The sequence below is a fragment of the Deinococcus deserti VCD115 genome (assembly GCF_000020685.1).
GTDB classification, from domain to species: Bacteria; Deinococcota; Deinococci; order Deinococcales; family Deinococcaceae; genus Deinococcus; species Deinococcus deserti.
The window spans coordinates 2,635,937-2,662,414 of record NC_012526.1; the positions used below are offsets into that span (position 1 = coordinate 2,635,937).

The 26,478-nt window shown below is 64.0% G+C and carries 20 protein-coding genes; 9 read left to right on the forward strand and 11 right to left on the reverse strand.

The genetic code is table 11. The annotated features are described in order from the left end of the window. Nucleotides 1-47: 47 nt before the first annotated feature. The 5 genes from DEIDE_RS12540 to DEIDE_RS12560 are packed head-to-tail and all read right to left on the reverse strand — an operon-like array spanning nucleotide 48 to nucleotide 7,116. Nucleotides 48-1,295, reverse strand: coding sequence for a type III PLP-dependent enzyme (locus DEIDE_RS12540; RefSeq protein WP_049760483.1), 1,248 nt, complete (start codon nucleotides 1,293-1,295; stop codon nucleotides 48-50). After that, complete coding sequence (locus DEIDE_RS12545; protein ID WP_012694339.1) at nucleotides 1,292-3,046, reverse strand: IucA/IucC family protein; 1,755 nt, start codon at nucleotides 3,044-3,046, stop codon at nucleotides 1,292-1,294. Before DEIDE_RS12545 ends, DEIDE_RS12540 begins: the two co-directional genes overlap by 4 nt. Beyond that, entirely contained in the window at nucleotides 3,036-4,196 is a 1,161-nt protein-coding gene (locus DEIDE_RS12550; RefSeq protein ID WP_012694340.1) for an MFS transporter, read from the reverse strand. The genes DEIDE_RS12545 and DEIDE_RS12550 overlap by 11 nt, the downstream gene beginning before the upstream one ends. Then, on the reverse strand, nucleotides 4,193-5,926 hold the full coding sequence (locus DEIDE_RS12555) for an IucA/IucC family protein (protein ID WP_041227270.1): 1,734 nt from the start codon (nucleotides 5,924-5,926) through the stop codon (nucleotides 4,193-4,195). The genes DEIDE_RS12550 and DEIDE_RS12555 overlap by 4 nt, the downstream gene beginning before the upstream one ends. Continuing rightward, entirely contained in the window at nucleotides 5,923-7,116 is a 1,194-nt protein-coding gene (locus DEIDE_RS12560; RefSeq protein ID WP_012694342.1) for an ATP-grasp domain-containing protein, read from the reverse strand. Before DEIDE_RS12560 ends, DEIDE_RS12555 begins: the two co-directional genes overlap by 4 nt. 426 nt (nucleotides 7,117-7,542) lie before the next feature. On the opposite strand from DEIDE_RS12560, the gene DEIDE_RS12565 reads away from it, so the two are divergent. Beyond that, nucleotides 7,543-8,451, forward strand: a complete 909-nt coding sequence (locus DEIDE_RS12565) for an ABC transporter substrate-binding protein (RefSeq protein WP_041227271.1) — start codon at nucleotides 7,543-7,545, stop codon at nucleotides 8,449-8,451. A 117-nt stretch (nucleotides 8,452-8,568) separates the two neighbouring features. Here DEIDE_RS12565 and DEIDE_RS12570 read toward each other — a convergent pair whose 3' ends face one another. After that, nucleotides 8,569-9,432: a hypothetical protein gene (locus DEIDE_RS12570; protein WP_012694344.1), complete on the reverse strand. Its 864-nt coding sequence runs from the start codon at nucleotides 9,430-9,432 to the stop codon at nucleotides 8,569-8,571. A 324-nt stretch (nucleotides 9,433-9,756) separates the two neighbouring features. Between DEIDE_RS12570 and DEIDE_RS12580 the strand changes: the two genes are divergently transcribed. Then, on the forward strand, nucleotides 9,757-10,524 hold the full coding sequence (locus DEIDE_RS12580) for a DUF72 domain-containing protein (protein ID WP_049760484.1): 768 nt from the start codon (nucleotides 9,757-9,759) through the stop codon (nucleotides 10,522-10,524). Here the strand turns inward: DEIDE_RS12580 and dnaE are convergent. Continuing rightward, nucleotides 10,521-14,546, reverse strand: coding sequence for a DNA polymerase III subunit alpha (gene dnaE / locus DEIDE_RS12585; RefSeq protein WP_012694346.1), 4,026 nt, complete (start codon nucleotides 14,544-14,546; stop codon nucleotides 10,521-10,523). The genes DEIDE_RS12580 and dnaE overlap by 4 nt on opposite strands. 298 nt (nucleotides 14,547-14,844) lie before the next feature. On the opposite strand from dnaE, the gene DEIDE_RS18080 reads away from it, so the two are divergent. The 5 genes from DEIDE_RS18080 (at nucleotide 14,845) to DEIDE_RS12610 (ending at nucleotide 19,790) form a co-directional block, all read left to right on the forward strand. Beyond that, entirely contained in the window at nucleotides 14,845-15,450 is a 606-nt protein-coding gene (locus DEIDE_RS18080) for a PAS domain S-box protein (protein WP_049760485.1), read from the forward strand. Nucleotides 15,451-15,928: 478 nt separating this feature from the next. Continuing rightward, complete coding sequence (gene dnaK / locus DEIDE_RS12595) at nucleotides 15,929-17,815, forward strand: molecular chaperone DnaK (protein ID WP_012694348.1); 1,887 nt, start codon at nucleotides 15,929-15,931, stop codon at nucleotides 17,813-17,815. A 154-nt stretch (nucleotides 17,816-17,969) separates the two neighbouring features. After that, entirely contained in the window at nucleotides 17,970-18,620 is a 651-nt protein-coding gene (locus tag DEIDE_RS12600) for a nucleotide exchange factor GrpE (RefSeq protein ID WP_012694349.1), read from the forward strand. Between the two features lie 2 nt (nucleotides 18,621-18,622). Then, nucleotides 18,623-18,829, forward strand: a complete 207-nt coding sequence (locus DEIDE_RS12605) for a VF530 family protein (protein ID WP_012694350.1) — start codon at nucleotides 18,623-18,625, stop codon at nucleotides 18,827-18,829. 40 nt (nucleotides 18,830-18,869) lie between these two features. Continuing rightward, nucleotides 18,870-19,790: a DnaJ C-terminal domain-containing protein gene (locus DEIDE_RS12610; protein ID WP_012694351.1), complete on the forward strand. Its 921-nt coding sequence runs from the start codon at nucleotides 18,870-18,872 to the stop codon at nucleotides 19,788-19,790. A 140-nt stretch (nucleotides 19,791-19,930) separates the two neighbouring features. Here the strand turns inward: DEIDE_RS12610 and DEIDE_RS12615 are convergent, their stop codons facing one another. From DEIDE_RS12615 to fba, 4 genes are all read right to left on the reverse strand, one after another. Then, nucleotides 19,931-20,350, reverse strand: a complete 420-nt coding sequence (locus DEIDE_RS12615) for a CBS domain-containing protein (RefSeq protein WP_012694352.1) — start codon at nucleotides 20,348-20,350, stop codon at nucleotides 19,931-19,933. A 123-nt stretch (nucleotides 20,351-20,473) separates the two neighbouring features. Next, complete coding sequence (locus DEIDE_RS12620; protein ID WP_012694353.1) at nucleotides 20,474-23,059, reverse strand: S8 family peptidase; 2,586 nt, start codon at nucleotides 23,057-23,059, stop codon at nucleotides 20,474-20,476. Nucleotides 23,060-23,173: 114 nt separating this feature from the next. Next, nucleotides 23,174-23,866: a hypothetical protein gene (locus tag DEIDE_RS12625; protein WP_242402919.1), complete on the reverse strand. Its 693-nt coding sequence runs from the start codon at nucleotides 23,864-23,866 to the stop codon at nucleotides 23,174-23,176. 103 nt (nucleotides 23,867-23,969) lie between these two features. Further along, on the reverse strand, nucleotides 23,970-24,887 hold the full coding sequence (gene fba, locus DEIDE_RS12630) for a class II fructose-1,6-bisphosphate aldolase (RefSeq protein ID WP_012694355.1): 918 nt from the start codon (nucleotides 24,885-24,887) through the stop codon (nucleotides 23,970-23,972). A 92-nt stretch (nucleotides 24,888-24,979) separates the two neighbouring features. On the opposite strand from fba, the gene DEIDE_RS12635 reads away from it, so the two are divergent. Together DEIDE_RS12635 and DEIDE_RS12640 are read left to right on the forward strand one after the other, a co-directional pair. Further along, nucleotides 24,980-26,200: an aminotransferase-like domain-containing protein gene (locus tag DEIDE_RS12635; RefSeq protein ID WP_012694356.1), complete on the forward strand. Its 1,221-nt coding sequence runs from the start codon at nucleotides 24,980-24,982 to the stop codon at nucleotides 26,198-26,200. After that, complete coding sequence (locus tag DEIDE_RS12640; RefSeq protein ID WP_012694357.1) at nucleotides 26,197-26,478, forward strand: nucleoside triphosphate pyrophosphohydrolase family protein; 282 nt, start codon at nucleotides 26,197-26,199, stop codon at nucleotides 26,476-26,478. The genes DEIDE_RS12635 and DEIDE_RS12640 overlap by 4 nt, the downstream gene beginning before the upstream one ends.

Consider the following 26,478-nt stretch of genomic DNA (forward strand, 5'->3'; position numbering starts at 1 on the left):
GCAGCACAGGTGCCGCAGCCCGACCTTCTGCGGCACCTGTGTCCAGTTCAGCAGAGCTCTTCCCTGCGTGTGCCCTCCTGCTGGACCGGTCCTCCCTGGTCCACCGCAAGAAACACCATCTGAGGCGCGGGGTGTGACAGGAACTGCTGGTGTGAGATGTTCCAGGCGTAGGCTCCCGCCAGCGAGAACAGCAGCAGGTCGCCGGCCCGGACCCGTCCGACTGGCACCCGCCGCGCCAGCACATCCTTGGGAGTACACAGCTGTCCTACGACTGTCACCAAACCTCCGGCCAGTTCAACGCGGGAATAGGCATGGGGCCAGGAATCCACCGCCAGCACCTCGAAGGGATGGTTATGGCCCTGCGCTGCCGGCGTGCGGAACTGGTGGGTACCGCCCCTGGCCACCACGAAGGCTTCACCCAGGTTGTGCTTCAGGTCGATTACCTGCATGGCGTAGTACCCGCACCCGGCGGTAACGAAGCGCCCAAGCTCCAGGCGCCAGCGCACCCCCGGCAGGGTGGCTGTCAGGGCCTGCATTCCGGTGCAGAAGGTGCTCCAGTCAAAAGACTGCGCCGGGTTGCGGTAGTTCACGCCGATGCCGCCGCCTACGTTCAGCAGGTCGGTCGTCAGGCCATAGCGGCTCTGCCAGGCGCGCACCTGCTCGGCGTACGCAGCCAGCAGCCGCAGATGAGCGCGGGCATCAAGCTGATGCGACAGCAGGTGAAAGTGAAAGCCGCGCAGCTGCAGTTCCGGATGCTGCTCCAGCCACGCCAGACAGCCGGGTATCTCGGCAGCGTCGATGCCGAACGGCGTGGGACGCCCGCCCATGGTCAGCGGCGTGTCGGGCAGGTCCCCGACACGGAGGTTGACCCGCAGCAGCACCGCAGCCACGCGTCCCCTGGACCGGGCCGTCCAGGCCAGGCGTTCGAGTTCACTGCGGCTCTCCACATGAAGAACCTCAGCGCCGGCTTCCAGCGCCTGTGCCAGCTCGCTGTCGGTTTTGCCTGGTCCACCGAAGATGACCGGCACCTGCGGGAAACGGGCAGACACCTGCGCAAGCTCCCCGCCCGACGCCACCTCGAAGCCGTCTACGTGGGGCGCCAGGGTTTCCAGAATTCGGGGTTCAGGATTGGCCTTGACAGCGTAGAACAGCTCGCATGCTGCTGGCAGGGTGGCGCGGAGCCACGCGGCGTGCTCGTCCAGCGCCGCAAGATCGTACACGTAAGCGCTGATGGGCTCAGGGGTCGTGGCCGCCAGCTTCAGCGCGGCTGCCCTCACCCGGTCGGGCGCCCTCATGCCGGCACCAGGTGCGCCAGTGGACTGCGCAGCGGTACATACTGCGCTTCCCGGTCGGCCTGCCGTGCAAAGCGGGTCAGCAGGTTGGTTTTGACCGGCCAGGGTGCGCCTGAGAGCAGCCCATGAATCTGGCGGGCAGAGGCCGGAGTGCCGTGCTGACGCTGGTAGCGCCGCAGCGAAGCGGCCAGGACCGGCCACAGTTCGGACTCAGGAGCAAACGCCGCGAGTTCGGCAACCACTTCCGTGAGGTGATTGACCAGCAGGCAGTACGCGACGCGCTGCCAGCCCCGCTCGGCACTGTACGTAAACGCTTGCCGCGCGCGGTCACTGGCCCCCTCGAACCAGGCCTGAGGCGCACGTCCGGCAATCAGCTTGGTGCCTTCCAGGTCGCGCAGAAAGACCTGCGTGGGCCACCCGTTCCGCAGCCCGACCACCACGTTCTGCAGGTGCGGTTCGAACACCACCCCGTGGGCGAACAGGGCGTGCAGCACCGGCGGCACCAGCAGGTCGAGGTACGCGGCAAACCATTCCAGCGCTGTTTCGCGCGGCGGCAGACCGGTCAGCAGCGCCGCCTGCTCAAGCTGTCCCGGCAGGCCCGAGGATGGATTGCCGAACAGGGCCCCCGAGAGCAGCGGAGTCACACCCGGCTGCAGGTAGGCCGTGAACTGCTCACGCAGGATCAGGCCGAAACCTTCAATGGTCTCGCGCTGCTGCGCTGCCGTGTCGCCCAGGCGGACGCTCAGGAACGCGGGCTCCAGCAGAACGCGGGTGTGCGGAAACCGGGCCGTGAATTCAGGCTCGGCCTGCTGCCACACCCGGCTGAGGTGAACGGCGCCTTCCAGCTCATACTCGGCGTTCTTGCGCACGCAGTTGGTGATCCGGACATTCAGCGAGCACTTGTAGAAAAAAGGGACGTCCGGGTGCATCAGGGTCCGTACCGAAGCGGTGGGCGAAAACTCCGGCCCGAGCGGTCCCAGGTCCTGTAACTCTCCACGTGAGAGGGCGGCGCGCACCTGAGGCCACTCCCGCAGCAGCCGGGCCTGACCAGGGTGGGTGGGCACCAGCACAAAATCATCTTGAAGGGAAAGCGTCTGCGCCGGGCGCACCAGCGCTGCGGTGCTCTGCGCCAGCATGGAGTCCTGCATAATCAGGTCACGGCGCACCGCGAAGTAATGCAGCGCAAAGCGGGCTCCGAGTTCCGGAGCGTAGGCGCTCCATGCCTCCGTTGCGTCTCCCCACGAACGGCTCTTGGGCGCAGGATGAAACCGGTGGCCGACCTTCAGCGCCTGCTCGGAGCGAAGGTAGGCGTCCAGCGGCGTGTCACCGGAAGTCGGGGCCCCGGCGTGAGACAGCGCCGCTTCGGTCATCTCCACGCTCTGGCGAATCTGGGACAGCAGTTCATCGTTAGGCGTGCCGGTCCGGGCCGCCAGGTCAGCCGTGACCAGCTGGGCAAAGGTCTCCCAGTCCAGGGACTGCCATGTGCCGCCCGGCTGACGGAACTGCGCCGGCATCCCATACCGGTGGTTTCCCGTGAGGCTGGCATGTTCAAGCGGCACGCGGATCTCGGCGCCGGCATCCGGCAGCTGCGCTTCCAGATGCGCTTCGCCCGGCCCCTGATGCACAGTAGATCGGTGATGAACAGAGGTCTGGCCGGCAGGTCCAGCCACCTCGCGCAGGTAGCAGTTCAGGAGGTTGTGCAGGGCGTGACGGGCCGCTTCGTGGGCCGGGGTCCTGGGGAGTTCAGGCAGCATACGTATTCCTTTTTCGGGGCAGCCAGCCACGGACCAGCAGGACCGTGACGACCGGGAGAAGGACAAGGGCACCCAGCACGAAGGGCGCGTGCAGACCAAGGCGCGGCGCAGCCAGACCCGCTGTTACACCTGCCAAAACCGCAGCCAGCTTGGAGACAGCCTCGAAGGTGCCGAACAGGCGGCCGGCCTGCCGGTCTTGCGCCAGACCCACCACCAGCACATGGAGCCAGACATAGAAGCCGGTCATCGCCAGACCCATCAGTACGCGGAAGGCGACCATGGGACTCAGGAAGGGTGTCAGCTGTCCCAGCAGCGATACCATCAGCGCCGCCAGGCTCAGGGTCAGGCCGCGCAGTGGGGTCACCGCGCGCAGGCGGCGCAGCGCTACGGGGGCGAACAGCAGGTACACCAGGTGCGGCACGGCGAACACAGCGCCCCAGAGTGCCGGAGAGAACTCCAGCGCCCGGACATAGGGAATGAAGTACGGGAACGTCACGATGGTGGCAAAAACAAACGCGGCCTCCAGCGTGAATACCAGCGCAGCCCCGGCTGCCTGAGTGACCGGAATCTGGCATTCCGGGTTCGCTTCCGGCTGGCTGTGCTCCACCGGCGGCAGACGCCACAGCAGCAGAGCGGCCAGCAGCGGCAACACGGAGAGCGCGGTGTACAGGCCCAGCGGTGAGCGGCTGCCTACAAACAGCGCCAGCGTGGCCGGAGCGACAACCAGCGCGGCGCGGGCTGATCCCTGCATAAGCGTCAGGGCGCGCGTGAGGTCCGGGCCACGCAATAGCGCCGCAAGGTAGGTGTTTGAAGCGGCAAACGTTCCGCCCAGCACACCCTGCAGGGCCAGCGCACCAGCAAATTCCCAGGGGGTGCGGGCAGCCCCGGTCAGAAGGAAACTCAGGGCTAGCCCCAGCTGAGCGCGCAGCAACAGCGGCCGGGGCCCATACCGGTCAGCCAGGCGCCCCCACAGCGGCGCGCTGAACGCCGCGCACAGCGTGGGCAGCACATACAGCCAGCCGGCCAGCGCTGGAGCCGGGTCATGCAACGACCGTTCCAGAATCAGCGGAAAGAATGGAGGCAGGCCCAGCGCCGCGAAGGCCGCGATGAAATGGCAGCCGGCCACCACCCAGGCGAACCGGGCATTCACCGGAGGTAATTGGGGCCGCTGAGGCCGTAGTACTTGTTGACGTCCGCTGCCCCACTGCGCGCCTTGCTGAGCAGGCTTCCCGCACTGAGCATGTACTTGACCGGCAGCCGCGGGGCATCGAGTACATGCTCTTCTACTTCTGCGCGCTCCAGCTTCAGTTCGTCAATCAGGTGCTCGATGCGGCGTCTGAGGTCCCGGTACAGGTCCGGGCGGCCCAGGCCATGCACCAGGGCAGCGAGGTTCAGGTGCAGCGTAATGGTCGTGAACATCTGGGCCAGCGGCTCCGGGCCGTCCACGAAAATGCGCTGGTCATCCAACCCGGCCAGCGCCGCAGCAGCTTCCGGCAGGATCCCGGCCAGCCGCTCAGCCAGCACGCGCGGGGAGTCGTTGTCCTTGAGCAGCAGCCGCAGCCCGCCGGAGGTGAGGACCAGCGCCGTGTTCTGCTGATTGGACTCCAGCGCCACGCCGTACCGCAGCCACAGCGTCAGGTGCAGCCGCAGGGTCAGGTCCGCGTACTCGGCCCAGAAGGCACCGAAGTCTCCCTGGTAGTGCTCGCGCAGCAGGCCGTCCAGAACCGTACCCCCACCGGGCGCTGGCGCCAGCAGAGACGCCACCGTGACCAGGGTGCCCTCCTGCGTGGCCTGCGGGTAGCGCCGCAGGAGGTATGCCAGAAAGCGTTCGCCGGCATGTCCGCTGGCCGTCTCGTCGGTCAGCAGCACGGTGTGCTCCAGTCCTTCCTGGCGCAGAATCTCGCCCAGCACGCCCTGCATCCGCGCGCCGTCGCCCAGTGTTCCGGGATGCACGAAGCGGCGGTTCCTGAGCCCCAGGGTGCTGATGTCCAGCGGCAGCTTGAGATGCCAGTGCGGTTCGTCCACCAGCGCGACGGTCCGGACCGACAGGGTCGGGCTGACCTTCAGGTGCGCTCTGGGCGCGGCGACCACCTCTGCGTCCAGAGCGCTTTCCTTCAGCAGCAGCTCAAGCCGCCCGCCCCACATGAAGGGGTGAACCGGCAGCAGCACATGGGAGTGTGCCAGTTCTGCCGGAAGGCCCACCTGCGCAAAATCCGGCCATCCCAGGGGCCTGGTCTCGCCTGTCTCCTGGACGCGGGCGCGCGGCACCGTAAGCCAGCGCAGTTCGAACACCGGGGCGAATTCCGGCGCGTATGCTCGCAGGTCGGCGGCCCCAAAGCCGGTCTTGGCCCGGGCCGTGGGGTACACGGGGTGATCCAGGAAGGCTCCCAGGCGGTCGAGATGCAGCGTCCGTTCGCCCCAGTCGGTGGGGATCTGGGGCGGCGTGGACAGCAGGCTGGCATGCTCATCTTCCACCAGCCAGCGCTGGGTCACGGCCGTGCGGTACTCCTCGTCAAAGGCAGCGAAGTCCAGTGCCTCCTGCGCCGGAAGGCCAGCGCGGAAGGCCGCCAGAATGTCCAGCGCGCCGTGCAGCTCTCTCGGCTGTCCTGCCTGACACCAGATCACCGGCAGCGCGCGCAGGACCCAGTCCTGGAGATACTGCGCGCGGCGAACAGCGAAGTAGAGCGTTCCGCCTGTCCAGTGGGGAACCGTCAGCCACTTGCCGTCCTGAAGCTCCGGCGAGATGTCCTGAGCGAAGGGAAGATCACGGCCGTCCGTGACCCGAGAGGCGTTCAGGCAGCCACGCACGTTCTCACGCAGCAGGGCGTCAACCACCCGGCGGGTCATGTAGGCCTCGTGCGTGTGGGGAGCAGCCCTCATGCGCGGACCTCCCAGTGCAGGCCCGCGCCGAAGGCATCGGCTGCAGTGTCGAGCGGGGCGCCCAGCGGCGCGACGGCACGCAACACCCCCAGATAATCGCGGTTGGTGTGGCTCAACGGCACCCGCTCGCCGGGATGTCGCAGGGGCCGGTAGGTCAGGTCCACCTCACCGGCGCGCCCGTCCTGTGCCGCCGGAGCCTGAACCAGCGTTCCTGCCTGCCGGGTGCAGAAGTAGCGCACGGTGGCGGTGCGGCGGGTTGCGGGCAGATCCGGCAGCGTCTCGCCCAGGTGTGCACGCAGCACCCATTCGAACAACGGGATTTCCAGCAGGTCCTGCAGCATCAGGTCGCACTGGTCACCGATGTTCCGGTAGTTCACCTCGATCAGGCGGGGACCCTGAGGCGTCAGCACGAACTCGGTGTGGCAGGCGCCAAAGCCCACGCCGAGGCAGTCAAGCTGTTCCAGAACCTGGGCCTGCACCCTGGCGTCCAGGGGGCGCCAGTCCAGCCGCGTCTCGATGAAGTGCGGTGGGGCGCCCAGCGCCGTGGCAAAGCTGCCCAGCACCTGAACCCGCCGCGCGTCACCCAGGGTTTCCAGGGTGTGCAGCGGTCCGTCAAGGAACTCCTCGACCATCAGGGCGCGTCCTGGTTGGGCCTTCCAGAACGCCTCGCAGTGCTGCTGCAGAGCAGTGCGCTCACGGACCAGGGTGACGTCCTCACTGGCAATGCCCTCACGCGGCTTGAGGACACAGGGAAAAGGAATGTCCTGTAGTCCGCTTAGGTCGTCGGGGCTGCTCAGCACGGCGAACCACACGGCGTCCAGGCCCGCTCGGGTGAGGCAGGCGCGCATTTCGGCCTTGTTCTTGACCCGGCAGGCGGCCTGCCAGTTCTTGGCGGGCAGACCAAAATACTCGGCCGCCAGGGCAGTTGCGGCCTGAAGATGATCGCTGTTGCTGAAGATCGCTGCGGGGCGTTCCCGGCGCGAAACTTCGGCAATCACGGCGAACGGATCGGGAACATGGCAGCTGATGACCCCGGGGCGCTCGGAACCCCAGGAACCGTACTGCGCCCGGTGCTCGTCAGGGTGGCTGGTCAGCACGACTGGCTTGAGGCCCAGCCGTCGGGCCGCCGGAAGAAATCCAAGCGTGACAGCGTCTGTAGGCACCTGTGCGGTCAGGATCAGCTCGTTCATGGCTGGCCTGCCGGCAGGGAGATGGGCTCTGATCGCAGGACAGGCGAGGAAAGACGCAGCAGAAAGACGAGGCTGTACTGGAACATGAGTGCACCTGCTTTTTGACAATGAGAGGGCGACACGGGCAGGTAGACCTGTCCGCAGACATAAACTAAATTAATCCGATCAGTTCACTCGGCTTTGAACCGTACCGCTGATGAACCATGCTGTCAAGCACAGTTGGCCACGCGGACTCCGGATGCTCCCAGAGAGAGACAGCAGGACAAGAACTCCCCATTCAACAGGGACATCAGCCTGTTCTCTGCCCCCAGGACGCATAATTTCCCCTCCACGACATCACCAGGGCACACAGGACGGGCAAGCCCAGTTGCCATTGCAATCTTGGTCACTTATATTCCTGACTAATCCAATCGGATAAGGAGATATATGTTGTCCCTACGTACTCTGTCCCTGCTGCTTGCCCTGTCCATGCCCGCTGGTGCACTCACAGTTCCCCATCTGGCAGGCACGACCGAAATCAAGACCACCCCCAAACGTATCGTCGTGCTGGAATTCGGCTTTATGGACGCCCTGGCCAAACTGGGGGTCAAGCCTGTGGGCATCGCAGCTGACGGCGACACCGCTGCCGACGTTCTGCCTCACCTCCGGAAGTATTACGGGCCAGCTCTTCCCACGGTCGGCAACCGTCACTCGCCCAGCCTGGAAAGGATCCTGGCCCTGAAGCCGGATCTGATCATCGCCGACGAGAACGACCACAGGACCATCTACCCGCAGCTGGGCAGGATCGCGCCGACCCTGCTGCTGCGCTCCTACCGTGGAACCTACAAAGACCAGCTCGACCAGTTCGGACTGATCAGCAAAATCGTCGGCAAAGAAGCCCTGGGTAAGGCAGTCCTGGCCGACCACACCCGTCTGTTTGCCAAAGTGAAAGCTACCAGCAGCCCCAAGGCGGGAAAGATGGTCGTCGGGGTGCTGACTCCCAACGGCTTTTACGTGCACAGCGACAGGAGTTATGTCGGCAGCCTGCTTGAAGCCCTAGGACGCGACAACCCCACCCGGATGCGTGACGACCAGACCCAGTACCAGCTGTCTTTAGAAGGGTTGAGCGCCCTGAACCCCGACACCCTGGTCGTGCTGTACAACGCGGAGCATCAGGCCGCCTTTGACCGCTTCAAGGCTGAGCCGCTGGTCCAGGCGCTGCCTGCCGGCAAGCACAACCGCGTCTATACCTTCAACCGCGACCTGTGGGCCAAGGGACGCGGGGTGATCGGCCTGGAACATATCCTCAGCGACATGTTCAGCAGCCGCGTGCTGAGCGGCAAAGCAGCCCGGTAAGCGCCGCCGCCAGGCTGGATGTGCCGCCTCTGTACAGACCCTGTCACAGACAGCCGCACACAGCAGGAAGCTGCAAATGGACCCAGGGCATCCTGCTCCGGGTCCACTTGCGCCGCTTCACGGTTCGGCAGGTTCGTGGCGGGCCCGGGCAAGACGAGCGATCCGGCTCACCTGTGGGTTAAGTGCATCACTGACCAGCTGCGCTGTCGTTCGCCAGACCCACAGCGACACGCCACCAAGCAGCAGCAGCCACATCATCAGACCGAGCATCGCCGGCTTTTGTCCAGCCAGTTCACGTTCCAGGGCAGTTACCCCGGGGGTGAACATCAGTTCGACCAGTGGCGCGGGCGTCAGGTACATACCCAGCCCCAGCATGAAGAAGGCGCCATAGGTCAGCGTGTCCGACACCCTGCCCAACGGCCGATGCAGAGCCTCACGCGGCTGGTCACCATTGATCCAGCGGCCAGCGGCCGTCAGCCATCGCCGGAAACCAGCCATACACAGCCAGGTCAGCAGCAGCAGCGGCAGACCGACCATCACCATGACAAACGATGTGATCAGCGCATAGACCCCTGGTGGCAACAACCCCAAAGAAGATTCGGGACGACCCACGCTCCACAGTTGCCAGCCCACGGCAGCCAACGCCACCAGCACCAGCAGAAGTTGCACGGCCCAGGTGGCAGCACTGAACAGCTGACGTGCACGTGTATGTTCCCTGCCCAACAGACTCCGCAGCCAGACCAGCAGGGCGGCGTTCATGACGGCCAGCACCAGAGCGCCGCTGGTCAGCAGGCCCAGCAGGATCAGCTGTGGAAGCATCCGATCGATCGGCACAGGTGATAATCCCAGCTCCCGCGTCTCGGCAGGCATGGTCTGCCAGGCCTGGGCCACCTTCCATAACAGGACTCCACACGCCACCGATGGACCCAGCCCGGCTACGCACAGAGCCTGTAATGCCCTACCCTGCCATGTATTCAGCATGAACAGCCTCAGCGTACATACTGGTGCTCGTTCCCGACGCCCAATATCAGCAGCAGGAGGCACAACACGCTCCACTGCATGCAGGCAACGTCATGGCACGCCAGGAAAGCCACAAGGCAGGACGCCGCCGCAGAAACCTGCCCTCTCATCAGGTGGCACAACAATTCCATACCGTCCCGGACATTCATTGTCCAAAACTGGCCCGCACCAGTCCTTCCTTGACGATCAGGTCAACCGCCTGTACCACATGCAAGGCTCCACCCCGTTATCAACTCGGAAGTAAATCCCTGCCAACCAGACTCGGGGCTTTCCTTGCCTGTTGCCATGACACGATCCGGTATGACGCAGGTCCACGTGAACTTAGGATGTGCCAGCTGGAGCGTCGCCAGCGGTCAGACGGCCCAATTCGGCCAGGGCGGGAGTGTGCTGCAGCGGTACGCGACCCGCTTCCGTGCTGTGGAGATCAACTCGTCGTTCTACCGGCCGCACCGGCAAAGTACGTATCAGCGCTGGGCTGCCAGTGTCCCGGAGGACTTCCGCTTCAGCGCCAAGGTGCCCAAGGCGGTGACCCATCAGGCCAGGCTGCAAGACTGTCATGACCTGCTGAGCGACTTCGTCCACCAGACAGCCGGGCTGGGGGAGAGTCTCGGGTGTCTGCTTGTGCAGCTACCGCCCAGCCTGACCTTTGATGAACCTGTAGCTGAGGCCTTCTTCCGGGACCTACGACTCATGACCCCGGTCCCCGTGGCCTGCGAGCCGCGTCACGGCTCCTGGTTCAGCCCGGCAGCCGACGCTCTGCTGATCACGCACCGGATTGGACGCGTAGCCGCCGATCCTGCCCTTACGACTGAGGCCAGCGTCCCAGGGGGCCACAGCGACACGGTCTACTACCGCTGGCATGGCTCGCCCCGGATGTACTTCTCAAGTTATTCCGACCAGGCACTCCAGACACTGGCCCAGGATCTTCAAGACCGCTTAGCGATCCGGCCCTGGGTCATATTCGACAACACAGCGGCGGGCGCAGCCGCGGAAAACGGGCTGAAGCTGATGGAGCTGTTGGCCCGAGACAGCCTGACTCACAGAGGACTTTAGGCCCGCATCCCTCCCCCGTTCTGTTTGTTCATCCAGGCCGGTGGCTTGGGCGCGAAGCGGCCCAGGATGGTCTGCTGGTCGTACGCGAGGTAAGCGTCGGCCCACGGGAAGGTCTGGTTGAGCACCCGGATTGCTTCATGGCTGCCCATGCCGTGGTCAAGCTGATACAGCACGAACTGCTCGGGCGTTTCCAGGCGCAGGTAGGTCGGCATGCTGCCGGCGTGCTCGTCGAGGATGCTCTGAAACTCGCCCACCGCGTCCGGGCTGGCGTTTTCCAGGTCGATGGTCACGTACATGACCTTGGGCACTTCCGCCAGCTGCTCCACGCTGACCACTTCCTCGGCGATGGCGCGCAGGCCGCCGTCCTCGGATTCCAGTTCCACGATCACCAGGGCTGGCGTGTCGTTGACCAGTTTTTCCTGAATGCGGTCATAGGCGCGCGAGAAGGCCACCAGTTCGGTCTGCCCGGACTCGTCGGCCAGGATGAACCGGGCCATCATGCCGCCGGACTTGGTGGGCTTCTTAACTACACCCTCGATCATGCCGGCCAGCACGGCCTTCAGGCGCTTGCCAGGAGCGACGTTCTGCTGCGTGAACCAGGTGTCCAGGTCACTGATCCGGCAGCTGGCGGCTTCCCGCAGGCCCTCATGCTGCTCCAGGGGGTGACCGGAGATGTACAGGCCCAGGGCTTCTTTCTCGATACTCAGTCGCTCCAGGTCGGTGAAGGGCGGAATGCCGCTGCGCAGCGGGCGCTCCTTTTTCACCTCTTCCATGCCGAACATCATGCTCATGCCGCTGGCCGCCTTGGCATTGATATCAGCCGTGCTGGCAGCGTCCTCCAGGGCGTCTTCCAGGCTGTGTAGTAACTGGTTGCGCTCGCCGAACTGGTCGAACGCCCCGCTCTTGATCAGGCTTTCCATCGCCTTGCGGTTGCAGACCTTGTTGCCCAGGCGTGAGCAGAAGTCCGCCAGGGACTTGTAGCGCCCGGCGCGCTGCCGCTCTTCCAGGATGCGCTGTACGGCCGCCTCCCCAAGGCCCTTGATGGCGTACAGCCCGAACAGGATCTCCTCGCCTTCTACGGCAAAGTCGGGCGCCGAGCGGTTGATGTCCGGCGGCAGCACGTGCACGTCCATCTTGCGGGCGTCACTGACGTACTCGGCGACCTTGTCCGAGTCGCGGCGCTCCACCGTGAGCAGCGCAGCCATGAACTCGACCGGGTAGTTGGCCTTGAGCCAGGCGGTCTGGTAGGTGATGACGCCGTACGCCGCCGAGTGGGATTTGTTGAAGCCGTAGTTGGCAAAGGCGTCCAGCAGGTCGAAGAGCTTGTTGGCCTCTTCCTTGGGCACGCCGTTGTTTCCGGCGCCCTCCACGAAGATCTGACGCTGGCGCTTCATCTCCTCGGCGTCCTTCTTGCCCATGGCCCGGCGCAGCAGGTCGGCGCCGCCCAGCGAGAAGCCGGCGACCTCCGAGGCGATCTGCATGATCTGCTCCTGGTACACCGGAATCCCGTAGGTTTCGGCCAGGATCTTCTCCAGGTACTTCGCGCTGGTGGGAAAGCCGTCCCGGACGTAATCCACCTCTTCCAGGCCGTGGTGACGCCGGACGTAGGTGGGAATGTTCTCCATCGGGCCCGGGCGGTACAGCGCCGAGAGGGCGATGATGTCGGCCAGACGGCGCGGCTTGAGACGGCGTGAGGCGTCGGCGATCCCGGCTCCTTCCAGCTGGAACACGCCCTTGGTGTCTCCACGGCTCATCAGCTCGTAGGTTCTGGCGTCGTCGAAGGGAATGGCGTCGAAGTCAATCTCGATGCCGCGCGACTCGCGCATGATGCGCCTGGCTTCGTCCAGGAAGCTCAGGGTACGCAGCCCCAGGAAGTCCATCTTGATCAGGCCGATGTCCTCGACGGCCTTCATGTCGTACTGACAGACCATGCCCTCGCCGGAGGTGTCGCGCATGACCGGCACGAGGTCAGTCAGCTGCGTCTTGCCGATGACCACACCCGCGGCGTGCACCGAGGCGTGTCGGGTCAGGCCCTCGAGCTTCTGCGCAAACTCGTACGCTTCGAGCAGCTGGCCGTCCTCGGCCAGCATCTGCGCGATGTCCGGCACCGCCTCGCGGGCCTGCTCCAGGCTGTAGCTCTTGCCGAACTTGATGGGAATCAGCTTGGAGACCTTGTCCACCTTGGCATACTCCAGCCCCATGACGCGCGCCACGTCCTTCAGGCAGGCCTTGGACGCCATGGTTCCGAAGGTGGCGATCTGCGCGACCTTGTCCTCGCCGTACTTGTCCTGCACGTAGGCAATGACCTCGCTGCGCCTCGCGTCGTTGAAGTCGATATCGAAGTCCGGCATCGAGATACGGTCGGGGTTCAGGAAGCGCTCGAACAGCAGCGCGAATTCCAGCGGATCAAGGTTGGTGATGCGCATGGCGTAAGCGACCAGACTTCCTGCACCGGAGCCGCGGCCCGGCCCCACGCTGATGTCCTGGTCCTTGGCCCAGTTGATGTAATCGGCCACGATCAGGAAGTAGTCGGGGAAGCCCATGTTGTTGATGACCGACAGTTCGTACTCGGCGCGGCGCAGGATTACCAGGGCGTGCTTATGGTGCGCGCGGGTGGTTTCCTCGTCATTGCCGTCCGGGTCGAGTGCGATGCTGGTGTCGCTGCTCTCCTGCCGGGCTTTCCGGCAGTCCTCATGAGCATAGGCTGGAAGCGTCCCGCCTTCGGCTTCAGTCTCCATGACTTCCAGGGCGGGGTACTTGGTGTACTTTTCTCCGGCCTGCTTGCCACGCGCTTCCCACTCACTGCCCATAAAGGCCAGCAGCGTCAGCAGGGTTTCCAGGTCACAGCTCCGGACGTCACAGCCGTCCACGCGCTTCAGGACCCTGGCGGCGTTGTCTGCACCCAGCGCTTCCAGGGAACGCAGCGCGTAATCCCGCAGGAGATGCTCGGTGGCGTGCCCCGGGTAGCGCTTGACCGTACCGCGGTAGGTCTGAATCCTCAGTTCCTCGGCCATGGTGCGGCCCTCGGGGATAGGCAGGGCCGGCATCTGGTAGACGCGTTTCTTGCCTACCGGCAGGTCCACGTTGCACAGGTCGGCAATGGCGGAGGTGTTGTCGAAGGGTTCCTCGCCCCAGTCGCTGACCGGCAGCGCCGCCTGCATCTCCTCCAGATTCTTGACGTAGAACTCGTCACACGGGAACTTGAAGCGGTTCTCGTCTGCCAGCGTCGCTTTGGTCTGAATGGCCAGCAGGGTCTCGTGCGCAGTGGCGTCGCTCTTCTTGACGTAATGGCCGTCATTGGTGGCGACCATACCGATGCCCAGTTCCTGCGCCCAGGCCCTCAGGATGGGGTTGTTGCGCTTCTGCTCGGGCAGACCATGGTCCTGAATCTCAATGTAGTAGTTCTCGCCGAACAGCTCGCGGTACCACAGCAGGCGCTTTTTCGCGTCCTCCTCGCGGCCCTGCAATAACAGTTGCTGCACCTCACTGCCCAGGCAGCCGGAAAACGCGATCACACCCTTGTGGTGCTCCTGGAGCAGTTCGTGGTCAATACGGGGCTTGTAGTAATAGCCCTCGGTGTAGCCGCGGCTGCTCAGGCGGCACAGGTTCTGATACCCCTCGAAGTCGCGGGCCAGCAGGGTCAGGTGGAAAATGCCCTTCTCGCCGTCCTGGGCGCGGGTGCGGTCGCGCCGGGTCCCTTGACCAGGGACCACGTAAGCCTCGTATCCAATGATGGGTTTGACGCCCGCCGCCTGGGCGTAGTTGTAGAAATGCACTGCCCCGTGCATGTTGCCGTGGTCCGTCATGGCCAGCGCCGGTGTGCAGCCCTCCGGGGTGACCTCCTTGGCCCACTTGAGCAGATCCTTAAGCTTGGCCGCACCGTCAAGCAGGGAGTACTGGGTGTGCTGATGCAGATGCGCAAAGCGGCGAGGCACGCTTGCGCCGGGTGCCGTTGAGGGCTTGCAGCACGAACCGTCCGGCAGATGAATATGTGGAGACTGGGCGAGGTCGGCGGCGGTCATATCCTCCAGCATAGGCGGGCAGGACTCACGGCGCTGTGACGCCTGGTCTTGACGGGTATGCCGAAGGTGCACTCCTGTTTTTCCGAGTTGTGCCTCTGCTCTGTCTGTAAAAAGAACCTGGTGGACAGAGATACGGAGGCCATGTCGCAGGAGCCTTTGAGCGGCATTCCGCCTGCCATTGCTGTCTGGTTCATGTGCAGTAGACCGCAGCCCGGCTGAGGTCTACCGTGACACTCAAAAGGAGGCGGACATGCTGAGCGTAAGACCCATGTCATGGCCTGACTCTCATACTCCGGGGATGAGACCGGGCGTCCGCGAACTGCGCTTCGGATATGGGCTGTTTGCGCTGCTGTTGCTGACCACCCTGCTGGTGGTGGTGCTGATGGAGCGCCCGGCAGTCTACTGGGTGCTGCTGCCTCTGCTGGCAACCCAGGTCATCGCCTTATGGCTGACCAGTCGGATAATCCGGATCGTGCGTCATCACCGGCAGGTCCGTGAGTCCTACGAGCAGGAACTGGATTTTGCTCGGCAGGTGATGGAAAGCATGGTGCACGGCGTGACCGTAACGGACAAACATGGAGAGGTCATGTACGCCAACCGGGCTGCCGCTGAGATCTACGGCCGACCCACCGAGGAAATCGTCGGCAACACGGCTTTTGCGCTGACAGTTCCGGAAGACCACCACCTGCTGCGTGCAGCCCAGCAGGCGCGGCAGCTGGGCCGCAGCGGCGCTTACCACGTACGGGTACAGCGCCCCGGAGGAGACCGTGTGCGGGTACAGGTGACCGGTACGCCAAGGTTTCATCAGGGCCGGATGGTAGGGAGCTTTGCTTCGGTGGTACTGGAGCCGGATTCTGCGACCGGAGCACTTCGTCAGGAGACCCACCCAGTTCAGCCTGAATAACACCGGGTCAGGCGAATAACATGAATCCAGATAACCCTTCACGCAGCCCTGGTATGTTTTCCGCCCCCGCAGGCAGATAAATACGCGACCATGCCTGACATTCATGTCAGAGCCTCCGATATGCCGGATGCGCGTGACTTCCGGGGAGATTCGAGAGCCGCCGGGCAGATACGGTGACCACCGTGCCGGGCAGTGGTCTGCCTATAGTTCTGTGCACAGCACCGCCCGGCCTTCTGATACACCTCGCTCAGTCCGTTCTGACCGCCTGATTTTCGAGGATGGTCAGAACACTGAATGGTCCTGCGCTGATCACCGGAAACCGCAGCCGTGCCGGTCACCCGCTGCCGATCCACCTGATCTTACTTTAGTCTATGACGCTCAAGTCTATTGACATCCTTCAACTGTAGCCTTATGCTGTCAGACGTTTAGAACTGCTGCCCTGTGGGCTGCAAATCCCTGTATCTCAAGGAGTCAACTCATGGCTAAAGCTGTTGGAATCGACCTGGGCACCACCAACTCCGTTATTTCCGTTATGGAAGGTGGCCGCCCCGAAGTGATCGTAAACGCCGAGGGCGGACGCACCACCCCGTCTGTCGTGGCCTACAAGGGCGACGAGCGCCTGGTGGGTCAGATTGCCCGCCGTCAGGCCGCGCTAAACCCAGCCGCCACCCTGTTTGAAGTCAAGCGCTTTATCGGCCGCCGCTGGGACGAGGTCAAGGAAGAAGCCGCGCGCAGCCCCTTCAAGGTCAAGGAAGGCCCCGGCGGCAGCGTCCGTATTGAAGTGAACGGCCAGGATCTGGCTCCCGAGCAGGTCAGCGCCGAGGTTCTGCGTAAGCTGGTCAGCGACGCTTCCGCCAAGCTGGGCCAGAAGATCACAGACGCCGTGATCACCGTGCCCGCCTACTTCGACAACTCGCAGCGTGAAGCAACCAAGCAGGCCGGCGAGATCGCGGGCCTGAACGTGCTGCGCGTGATCAACGAACCCACTGCCGCCGCGCTGGCCTACGGCCTCGAGCGCAAAGGCAACGAGACCGTGCTGGTCTTCGACCTGGGGGGCGGGACCTTCGACGTGACCATCCTGGAACTGGGTGACGGCGTGTTCGAAGTAAAATCCACCGCCGGCGACACCCACCTGGGCGGCGCGGACTTCGACCACCGTATCGTGGACTGGCTGGCCGAGGAGTTCAACCGCGAGCACAACTTCGACCTGCGCAAGGACAAGCAGGCCCTGCAGCGCCTGATCGAAGCGGCCGAAAAGGCCAAGATCGACCTGTCCAACGCTTCGGAGTCGAGCATCAGCCTGCCCTTCATCACCTTCGACCCCGAAACCCGCACCCCCATGCACCTGGAGCGCACCCTGAGCCGCGCCAAGTTCGAGGAGCTGACGGCCGACCTGCTGCGCCGCGTGCGCAAGCCGGTCGAGCAGGCCCTTGCGGATGCCAAGCTCAGCGCCAGCGACATCGACGAAGTGATTCTGGTTGGCGGCTCGACCCGGATCCCGGCCGTCAAGCGCATCGTGCAGGACCTGGTGGGCAAGACTCCAAACGAGTCGGTCAACCCCGACGAGGCCGTGGCTCTCGGCGCCGCTGTGCAGGCCGGCATCATTCAGGGTGACTCTGCGCTGGGCGACATCGTGCTGGTGGACGTGACCCCGCTGACCTTGGGCGTGGAAGTCAAGGGCGGCATGATCGCCCCCATGATTACCCGCAACACGACCGTTCCTGCCAAGAAGACCGAGATCTACACCACCGCCGAGAACAACCAGCCCGGTGTGGAAATCAACGTGCTGCAGGGCGAGCGTCCCATGGCCAGCGACAACAAGTCCCTGGGCCGCTTCAAGCTCGAAGGCATTCCGCCCATGCGCGCCGGTCAGGCACAGATCGAAGTGACCTTCGACATCGACGCCAACGGCATCCTGCATGTGACGGCCAAGGAAAAGACCAGCGGCAAGGAAGCCAGCATCCGCATCGAGAACACCACCACCCTCGACAAGAGTGATGTCGAGCGCATGGTCAGGGAAGCTGAGGAGAACGCCGCAGCCGACAAGCTGCGCCGCGAGAAGGTCGAGAAGCGCAACAACCTCGACTCCCTGCGTGTGCAGGCCACCCAGCAGCTCGAAGAGAACGAAGGCGCTGCGCAGGACGCCAAGGACGCGCTCAAGGCTGCCGCTGACGAGGCCGAAGAAGCTGTCCGTAGCGAAGACGACGCCCGCATCGAAAGTGCCCAGAAGCGTCTGGAAGAAGAGCTGCGTACCTTCATGACCGCTCAGCAGGCCGCAGGCCAGGGTCAGCCCCAGGGCGCCCAGGCTCAGGGCACCAAGGCCGACGACGACGTCATCGACGCGGACTTCAAGGCTGCCGAGTAAGGCCGGGCAGCCACCCAGCAGAGATCGGCTGCTGGGTGTGCCCTGAAGGAACGTCCTTCTCAGGCCCCCACACCAGACCACCCCCAGGGGGAGAGGACGGCCCATGAGCCCCCTCTCCCCTATCTTGCAGAGAATGTTCCGGAGGCGACCCCGCATGACCAATGATGACCAGAAGAAAACCGACACCGGCTCCCAGGCCGGAGACACCACCGAAACCCTGAGGCCGGACCAGGAGGGCGAGACCAGCGAGGTTGAGGTTCTGGACGCCGAGACCGACAACATGGAAGAGGACGCCGACCTGTCGGGCTTCCCCGATATGGACGAGGGAATGTTTGCCCAGGTGCAGGAAATGATGGGCAAGCTTCAGCGCGCTGACGAGCTTGAAAAAGAGAACGCAGACCTGAAGCACCGCCTGGGCCGACTGGCCGCTGACTTCGAGAGCTACCGCACCCGCACGGCGCAGGACAGTGCCGAGGCGCAGGGTCAGGGGGTCAGCAAGGCCGCTGAGGCGCTGATGCCGGTGTATGACGACATCGACCGCGCCGTCACCATGGGCAGCGGTGACCCCGCCAAACTGATCCCCGGCATGCAGGCCGTGCAGGGCAAGGTGCTGAACATCTTTTCCAGCCTGGGCCTGGAAGCCACCGGCAAGGAGGGTGAGGCCTTCGACCCCCAGTGGCACGAGGCGATTCAGGTGGTTTCTGGTGAGCAGGACGACATGATCGTGCAGGTCTACCAGCTGGGCTTCCGCATGGGTGACCGTCTGGTCCGCCCGGCGCGCGTGGTCGTCAGCAAAAAGGACTGAGTATGACTGACCCGCTGCATGGCGTCACGCTCCAGACCATCGTGGAGCGCCTCGCGGACGAGTACGGCTGGGAGGGCCTGGCCCAGCGGGTCCCGGTGCGCTGCTTTCAGTACGACCCCAGCGTGCAGAGCAGCCTCAAGTTCCTGCGCAAGACCCCCTGGGCACGCGCCAGAGTCGAGGCGTTGTACGTAGATCTCGTGACCCGCTAAGCCCGTTTTCTTTCCCTCTTTCCGCCAGGAGGCGACCACCATGGCCTATAAGGATTATTACGACGTGCTGGGTGTCTCGCGTGGCGCGTCCGATGCGGACATCAAGTCCGCCTACCGCAAACTCGCCAAGCAGTTTCACCCCGACAAGAACGCCGGCGACGACAGGGCTGCCGAGCGCTTCAAAGAAATCGGTGAAGCCTACGCCGTTCTGAACGATCCGGAAAAACGAAAACTGTACGACCAGTACGGTCATGCCGGACAGGTTCCCCCCGGAGCCTATCCCGGCAGCGGGGGGTTCCCCGGAGCAGACTTCGGCGGGTTTGATCCTGGGCAGTTCAGCGACTTCTTCCAGGGCCTGTTCGGGCAGACCGGACCGCGTGGAGGCGGAGGAGGATACCGCAACCCGGCGGGGCAGCAGGTCAACATCGAGGATCTGCTGGGCGGTTTGGGCGGCGCAGGACAGAGCCGGCGCTTCGTGCAGAACGTCGAAGGCGAGTTGCAGGTCACGCTTGAAGAGGCCTACAGCGGCTCGGATGAGGTCATCAACGTGGACGGCAAGCGCCTGAGCCTCCGTGTCCCGGCGGGGACCAGAGACGGCGCGCGCCTGCGACTGGCCGGGCAGGGCCCCGGTGGCGGCGACGTTCTGCTGACCATCCGTGTGCTTGAAGACGGCCGCTTCGACCTGGACGGCGATGACCTGACCACCAGCGTGGACGTGCCGGCTCCTGTGGCCGCGCTTGGGGGGGACGTGAAAGTGCAGACCATTGCGGGTACCACCGGCAACCTCACCGTGCCGCCCGGCAGCAGTGGCGGGCGCAAGATGCGTCTGCGCGGGCAGGGCTGGCCCCGCAAGGACGGTACCCGGGGAGACCTCTATGTGCGCCTGAACGTCACTGTGCCCAAGGATCTGACTGACGAGGAAAAAGAGCTGTACCGGCGATTGCGCGACCTCCGGCACTGAAATGGACAACGGAGCAGGCCGCACCTTTCGTAGGGTGCGGCCTGTTTGCAGCACAAGCGAAAAGACCCGAGCATCGCATGGTATTGGGGTTCTTTTCCTCCAGGTGTAGCCGACCGTTCAGGCTCCTGGCCCTTCCAATTTCAGCTCCTGTCAGGCTGGCTGATGCCCTCAAGCGCCTGTTGATCAGCGTTGGTATCGGTACGCACAGCCAGATCGCCCAGGCTGACAATGCCCACAACCTTGCCGCCCTCGGTCACAGGCAGGCGGCGCAGCTGACGCTCAGCCATGGCCTGGGCAGCCTCGCGCACGTCAGTGCTGGCCTCCATGGTGAACACGCTGCCAGTGGCGTAATCGCTTGCCGGGGTACCGAAGTCGTGGCCATAAGCAACTGCCCGCACCACGATGTCGCGGTCAGTAATGATTCCGCGCAGGGTGTCACCCTCCATGATCAGCACATTTCCAATGTCCTGGTCACGCATCAGCGTTGCCACTTCCTTGAGCGTGGCCTGAGAGTCCACGGAGGTCAGTTCCCGGGTCATGATCTCGCGCAGGGATGTCATGTCCGCACCTTAAGGGCAGTACCTTTGGCCGCAGTGGGAGAGACATAAAGGCGCACAGGGGTCTGAGAAGCAAAAAACAGGAGAGACTGTTGAAGTCTCTCCCTGCACTCGTAAGGCGTCAGCTCAGCGCATCAGCCAGTCGAAAGAAGTCTTGATCAGGATATTCCGGCTGTTGGGGGTCAGCCCTTCCAGACCGAAGCCCATGTTGACGGTGCGGTACTTGCCAGCGTCGTTGGCCACGATTGCACCAGCGTTTTCGCTGGCGTTCTGGGCAGTGACCCGGGGACGCTGCGTCTGCTGCTGTCCACCGAAGATCTGGTTCAGCACCGTGCCGATCACGTTGGCGGCCAGCTGCTCGACCAGGCCGCGCGGCTCCTGCACCTTCTGGGTCGCGCGGTTACGGTTAGGATCCACGCGGATGCTTTGCGCGCTGATGGTACCGGCGTTGGCATTGGCGTTGCCCCAGCTGGCGACCACACTGCTGCCGTTCAAGTCGGCAATGACATCAGGGTAGTACTGGTTCCCGGCGCTGCCCTGTGCGTTCAGGTTGAAGGCCGTGTTGCCAAAAGCCCCGCGGGTCACAAACTTGGGTGTTCCGCTGCTGTCAGCCACGAAGCGCGTTTTCAAGATGCTGCGGTAGAACTCACCTGCTCCGATGTCGTATCCCACGTCCTGACCGGTCACCAGCAGGCGCCCACCGGCAGCCAGGAACTGACGCAGGGTGTTCTGGTCATTGGCAGTGATCGTGTTCTGATACTGCTCACCAGTGGCCCATATCACGATGTCAGCGCGGTTCAACTCGCTCAACGGCACCTGACCCTGGGTCTGGGTGTTCCAGACGAAGGCTCCGCCCGCGGCTGCATTGGCCTTGATGGCGTCACGCAACGTATTCGTGACATCGGCGCCCTGGCCCATGTCGTCATCCACCAGCAGGACTTTGGGTTTCTGATTGCTGGCGGGCGGAGTGGGCGCTGGTGCCGGCTTGGGTGCTGGTGCCGGAGCACTGCCTGGAATGTCCTTGATGAAGCAGCCCTTGAGGCGACCAGGGTAAGGATCACGGCCCCATTCCTGCACGGTGCAGTTGAAACCATCTGTTCCAATACCCGTCAGGTAGCGGCCTGCAGTTCCGAACGCAGCTTCCTTGCGGCCCGTGAAGTTGCACTTGCTGCCTTCAAGTGCGCACAGCGCGTAACCCGCCGGGCCAGTCGGCTGAGCGGCCGGGGGCGTAGGTGCTGGAGCTGGAGTGGGCGCAGGAGCTGGAGTAGGTGCTGGCGCGGGCGCTGGAGCTGGAGTGGGCGCTGGAGCCGGAGCTGGGGCTGGTGCGGGCGCTGGAGCAGGAGCCGGTGCAGGAGCCGGAGCTGGGGCTGGTGCGGGCGCCGGCGCTGGAGCTCCTGCCGACGCGCCCAACTTACCCAATGCTCCTGGAACGCTGATCAGGCCGTACCCGACGTTGTTGTTCTTGCTTCCAGCATTGCTGGCACTGGAGAACAGCGCATTCTTGATGGCGTCCACGCTAGTCCCGGGCTTGGCTGAGAGCAGCAGGGCCACAGCACCGGCGGCAATCGGGCTGGCCTGAGAGCTGCCGCTCAGGGCTCCGTATTTATTTCCAGGGAAAGCACTGGTGATTTCCACACCAGGAGCGGCGATGTCGGGTTTGACAAAGACTCCGTTGATCTTTCCAGTCCATGCGACAGGGCCACGGCTGCTGAAGCTGGCTACATTCCCATTCTGGTCAACGGCGCCCACACCGATAGAGTCGGGCAGGTTACCTGGGCTGCCGGTGCTGCCCGCGGCGGGTCCGAAGTTACCGATAGCGAACACCGGGACCACGCCAGCCTTGATCATGTTCTGCACTGGCACAATGAATTCATCGTGGGTGCCGGGAATCCCCAGGCTCATGTTGACGACGTCGGCTCCGTCGTCGGTATCTGCGTTGTTGTCGGGGTCCAGCACGTACTGCATCCCCGCGATCACCTGCGCGAAGGTCCCCTCGTTGTTGGGTAGAACCAGTGCGCTGATAACCCTGGCGCTTGGCGCAATCCCGACCGAGTCACCCACCAGCAGGCCGGCAGTGTGCGTGCCGTGGTTGGTCGAATCGTGCGGTTGGCTGGCCACCCGGTCGCCTTCGGCGTTGAATTCCATGAATGCCGCGAGCTTGCCGTTGAGCTGCGGATGGCTGGCGTCAATCCCGCTGTCCAGGTGCCCGATCTTTACGTTCTGGCCTTTGAAGCCAGCCGCCCAGGCTTGCGGAGCACCCACTTTCTGCACGTGCCAGGGTGTGCCAGCTGCCGCTGCCGCCGTGCTGAGCGCCACAGCCCTGGGTTTAGGAATCTGGACCTTGAAGTTCTCAAAGATGTCGGTCACGAATGGCAGTGTTGCCAGTGCACGGGCCTGGACTGGCGTCATCCGCAGGTAGACACTCTGGTCCAGCCACAACTGGGTGACCTTGCCGGATTTCATGGCCTGTCCCACAATCCCACCGCTGGGCCCCAGCTGTGCCAGTCGCTTGGCCAGCTGCGCCCGCAGGTTCTTCATCTGGCCACGTCCACGCACATCGTTGCCGAAAGCAAAGCGGACGATAACCCCGACCTGTGTCTGGTCACCGCGTTTGGCACGCTCCAGCAGAGCAGGAGACAAACCCGCCGCGCCGGCAGTGGACAGGCCGCCCATAGACAGAGCAGCGCCAAGCATCAGCATTTTACGTTTCATGAGTGTCAGCGTAGCTGTCTGCCGGTGACGCGCCCTGAAGAGAGCGTTAGGACGTCTTGACCTGCCATCAGTGAACAGTCAGCCTGCGCAGAGCAAAACCTTCATGGCCCTGAATCAGCGGGTGTACTGGACGATCAGTTCACCTGTGGTGGTCACACTGTGCAGCATGCTGGTGCGGGTATAGCTCAGGATAATGTCCCCACTGCTCAGCTGAAGCAGATTCAGCACACCACGAACCCCGTTTCCGGTTCCGGCATTGTTGCCACGGATATTCCACTGAAAGCCGCTCCTGACATCCAGCAAACGGTCTGCCGCATTGCTGGGTGCCACGCTGGTGGCCTTGGCGGTGAAACCTTCAGGACCCCGCATCTCTCCGGTGCGCAGGTCGATGCTGACCCCTTTGAGAATTCCATTCATACCAGGAGCATCACCAAAGCTGACGCGGTTGCTGTCGCGGTTGACCGCAAGGCGGAGTGTCCTGCTGGTTGATGCCAACGTCGGCTGAAACACCAGATAGCTCAGGAACTCCTTCTTGCTGATGCCCAGCCGTTCGTTATATGCCGGCATTTCTCCGCGCTGGGCACTGGCCATGACCTGATTCAGTGCCTGCGGATCACCGCCCACATTCATGACGCGCAGGCTCAGGTCCACCAGTGACAGGCTGGCCCGGCGCTCCATCAGCACCGCGGGCTGCGCTGCCAGGGGCAACAATGCCGCCAGTTTGGTCTGCCAGCCCACGGTCAACGGTTGAGCGACCGCCAGTGAGGCCAGTGCCAGGACTGGAAACAAAAACCGTGCCGCCTTCATGCCACGTTTAGCATAAGACGACACAGTGAGAATTCCCGGCGGCCCGACCTCATCCAGCTTCAGGCGAGGTCAGGCAGGGGTCAGATTGGAAAACGTGTACTGGTCAGGCTTTACCGACGCTGCCCAGCACGCCCAGCTTGTGCTCGACGATCTTGCTCATCACGTCGCGGGCAGGCCCCATGATTTTGCGGGGGTCGAATTCCTTGGGGCTGTTTTTCAGAATTTCGCGGATACCGACGGTCATTGCCAGACGCAGGTCGGTGTCCACGTTGACCTTGGCAATCCCGTGCTGGGTCGCGCGCTGCAGGTCCTCGTCCGCGATGCCGAAAGCGTCACCGATCTCGCCGCCCGAGTCGCGGAATCGCTGCACGATCTCAGCCGGAACACCGCTGGAGCCGTGGGCCACCAGCGGAATGCCCAGCAGTTTTTCGATCTTTTCGATACGCTCGTGGTCAATAAACGGGCGGCCCTTGCCCTTGTAGGCGCCGTGGCTGGTCCCGATGGCAATAGCGAGGTAGTCGGTACCGGTCTGTTCCACGAACTGCACCGCTTCCTCTGGATCAGTCAGGAAGGCGTCCTTCTCGTCCACCACGATGTGCTCTTCGATGCCGCCCAGACGCCCGATCTCGGCTTCCACGCTGATGCCCATGGCGTGCGCGGCCTCGACAACCCGCCGGGTCTCGTGGACGTTCTCTGCGAACTGATGATGCGAGGCGTCGATCATGACCGAGGTAAAGCCCATCTTGATGGCCTTCAGGGCACTCTCGTACGAGCTGCCGTGATCGAGGTGCAGTGCAACCGGTACCGTGGCGCGCTCGGCCAGATCAATAACGATGTTGGCGAGATCCTGACCACCGTATTTGATGGCCCCTTCGCTCATCTGCACCATGACGGGGCTGCGCAGCCGCTCGGCGGTGTGGATGATCGCCTGGGTGATTTCCATGTTGTTGGTGTTGAACGAGCCAACCCCGTACTTTCCGGCGCGGGCCGGGACCAGAATGTCGTTACCAGTGACGAGCATAATGTGCCTCCTTTAACGGTTCCTACTTTACCCGCTGCCTCTGTTCTGCCAAGCGGGTCTACTGGACGTGGGGGCAGGCGTAGCATGAACGCATGACCACGACCGCTTTTGACATGAGTGCGCAGCTGTCCCGCCGGGCCCGGACCATGAATGCCAGCGCCATCCGGGAAATCCTGAAGATCACGCAGCAGCCGGACGTGATCTCGTTCGCTGGCGGTCTGCCTGCTCCGGAACTGTTCCCGATTGAGGACGTGCGCCGCGCGGCCGATGACGTGCTTACCCGGTATGGCCCGGCTGCGCTGCAGTACAGCACCACTGAAGGTCACGCCCCACTGCGCGAATGGATTGCCATGCGCCACGGCATTCCGGCCGCCAACGTGCAGATCGTGACTGGCAGTCAGCAGGGCCTGGACCTGCTGGGCAAGGTGCTGATCGATGAGGGAGACACCGTCCTGGTCGAGGCACCAACCTACCTGGGAGCGCTGCAGTCCTTCCAGCCGTACCTGCCGCGCTACGCCCAGATTCCTACTGACGACGGCGGCATCGACGTAGAGGCCCTGGAGCGTGTCCTGCATGAACAGCAGGCGCAGGGCCAGCGAGTGAAGCTGCTCTACGCCATTCCCAATTTCCAGAACCCCACCGGGAGGACGCTGAGCCTGGAGCGCCGCCAGGCCCTGGTGGAACTGACGGCCCGCCACGGCCTGCTGATCATCGAAGACGATCCTTACGGGGAGCTGCGGTTCAGCGGAGAGCCGGCGCCCAGCCTCTATGAGCTGGGTCTGGCTCTGGCCGGCGGCGACCCCGAGCGCAACCACGTGATCTACAGCAGTTCTTTTTCCAAGACCCTGGTGCCCGGCCTGCGCGACGCCTGGGTGCAGGCGGCCGGGCCGGTGATTGCCAAGCTGATCCAGGCCAAACAGGGCTCGGACCTGCACACCCCGACCTTCAACCAGATGATCATCACCGAACTGCTGCCCATCCTTCCCCGACAGATCGAGACGGTCAAACGGGTCTACGGGGAGCGCGGTCAGCGCATGATCGCGCGTATCAGCGAACATTTCCCGGCAGGGGTGGAGTTCACGCAGCCGCAGGGCGGCATGTTCCTGTGGGTCACTCTTCCACAGGGGCTGGACACCACGGCGCTGTTGCCCCGCGCGGTGGAGCGCAAGGTCGCGTACGTGCCGGGCAGCCCCTTCTTTGCGCTGGGCGGCGGAGAGAACACCATGCGCCTGAGCTACAGCAGTGCGGCCCCCGAGAAGATTGACCAGGGTATGCGGGCGCTCGGCGAAACCCTGAGCGAGGCACTGGCTTGACGGCGGCGACGCCGGGCGTGCTGGCCGAGGTCAGACGTGAACGTGAGCGGCAGGAGGCGAAGTGGGGTGAACAGACCCTGGACCCGGCCGTGTGGCTGATGGTGCTGGGCGAGGAGGTGGGGGAAGCCAACCAGGCCGCTCTGGAACATCTAATGGGCACGCGGGCCGACCTCAGTCACTACCGCGAGGAACTGGTGCAGGTGGCGGCCGTGGCGGTGCGCGCCATCGAGAACCTGGACCGGCAGCAGGCGGCACAGGTGCGGACCGTTCAGGTCTGA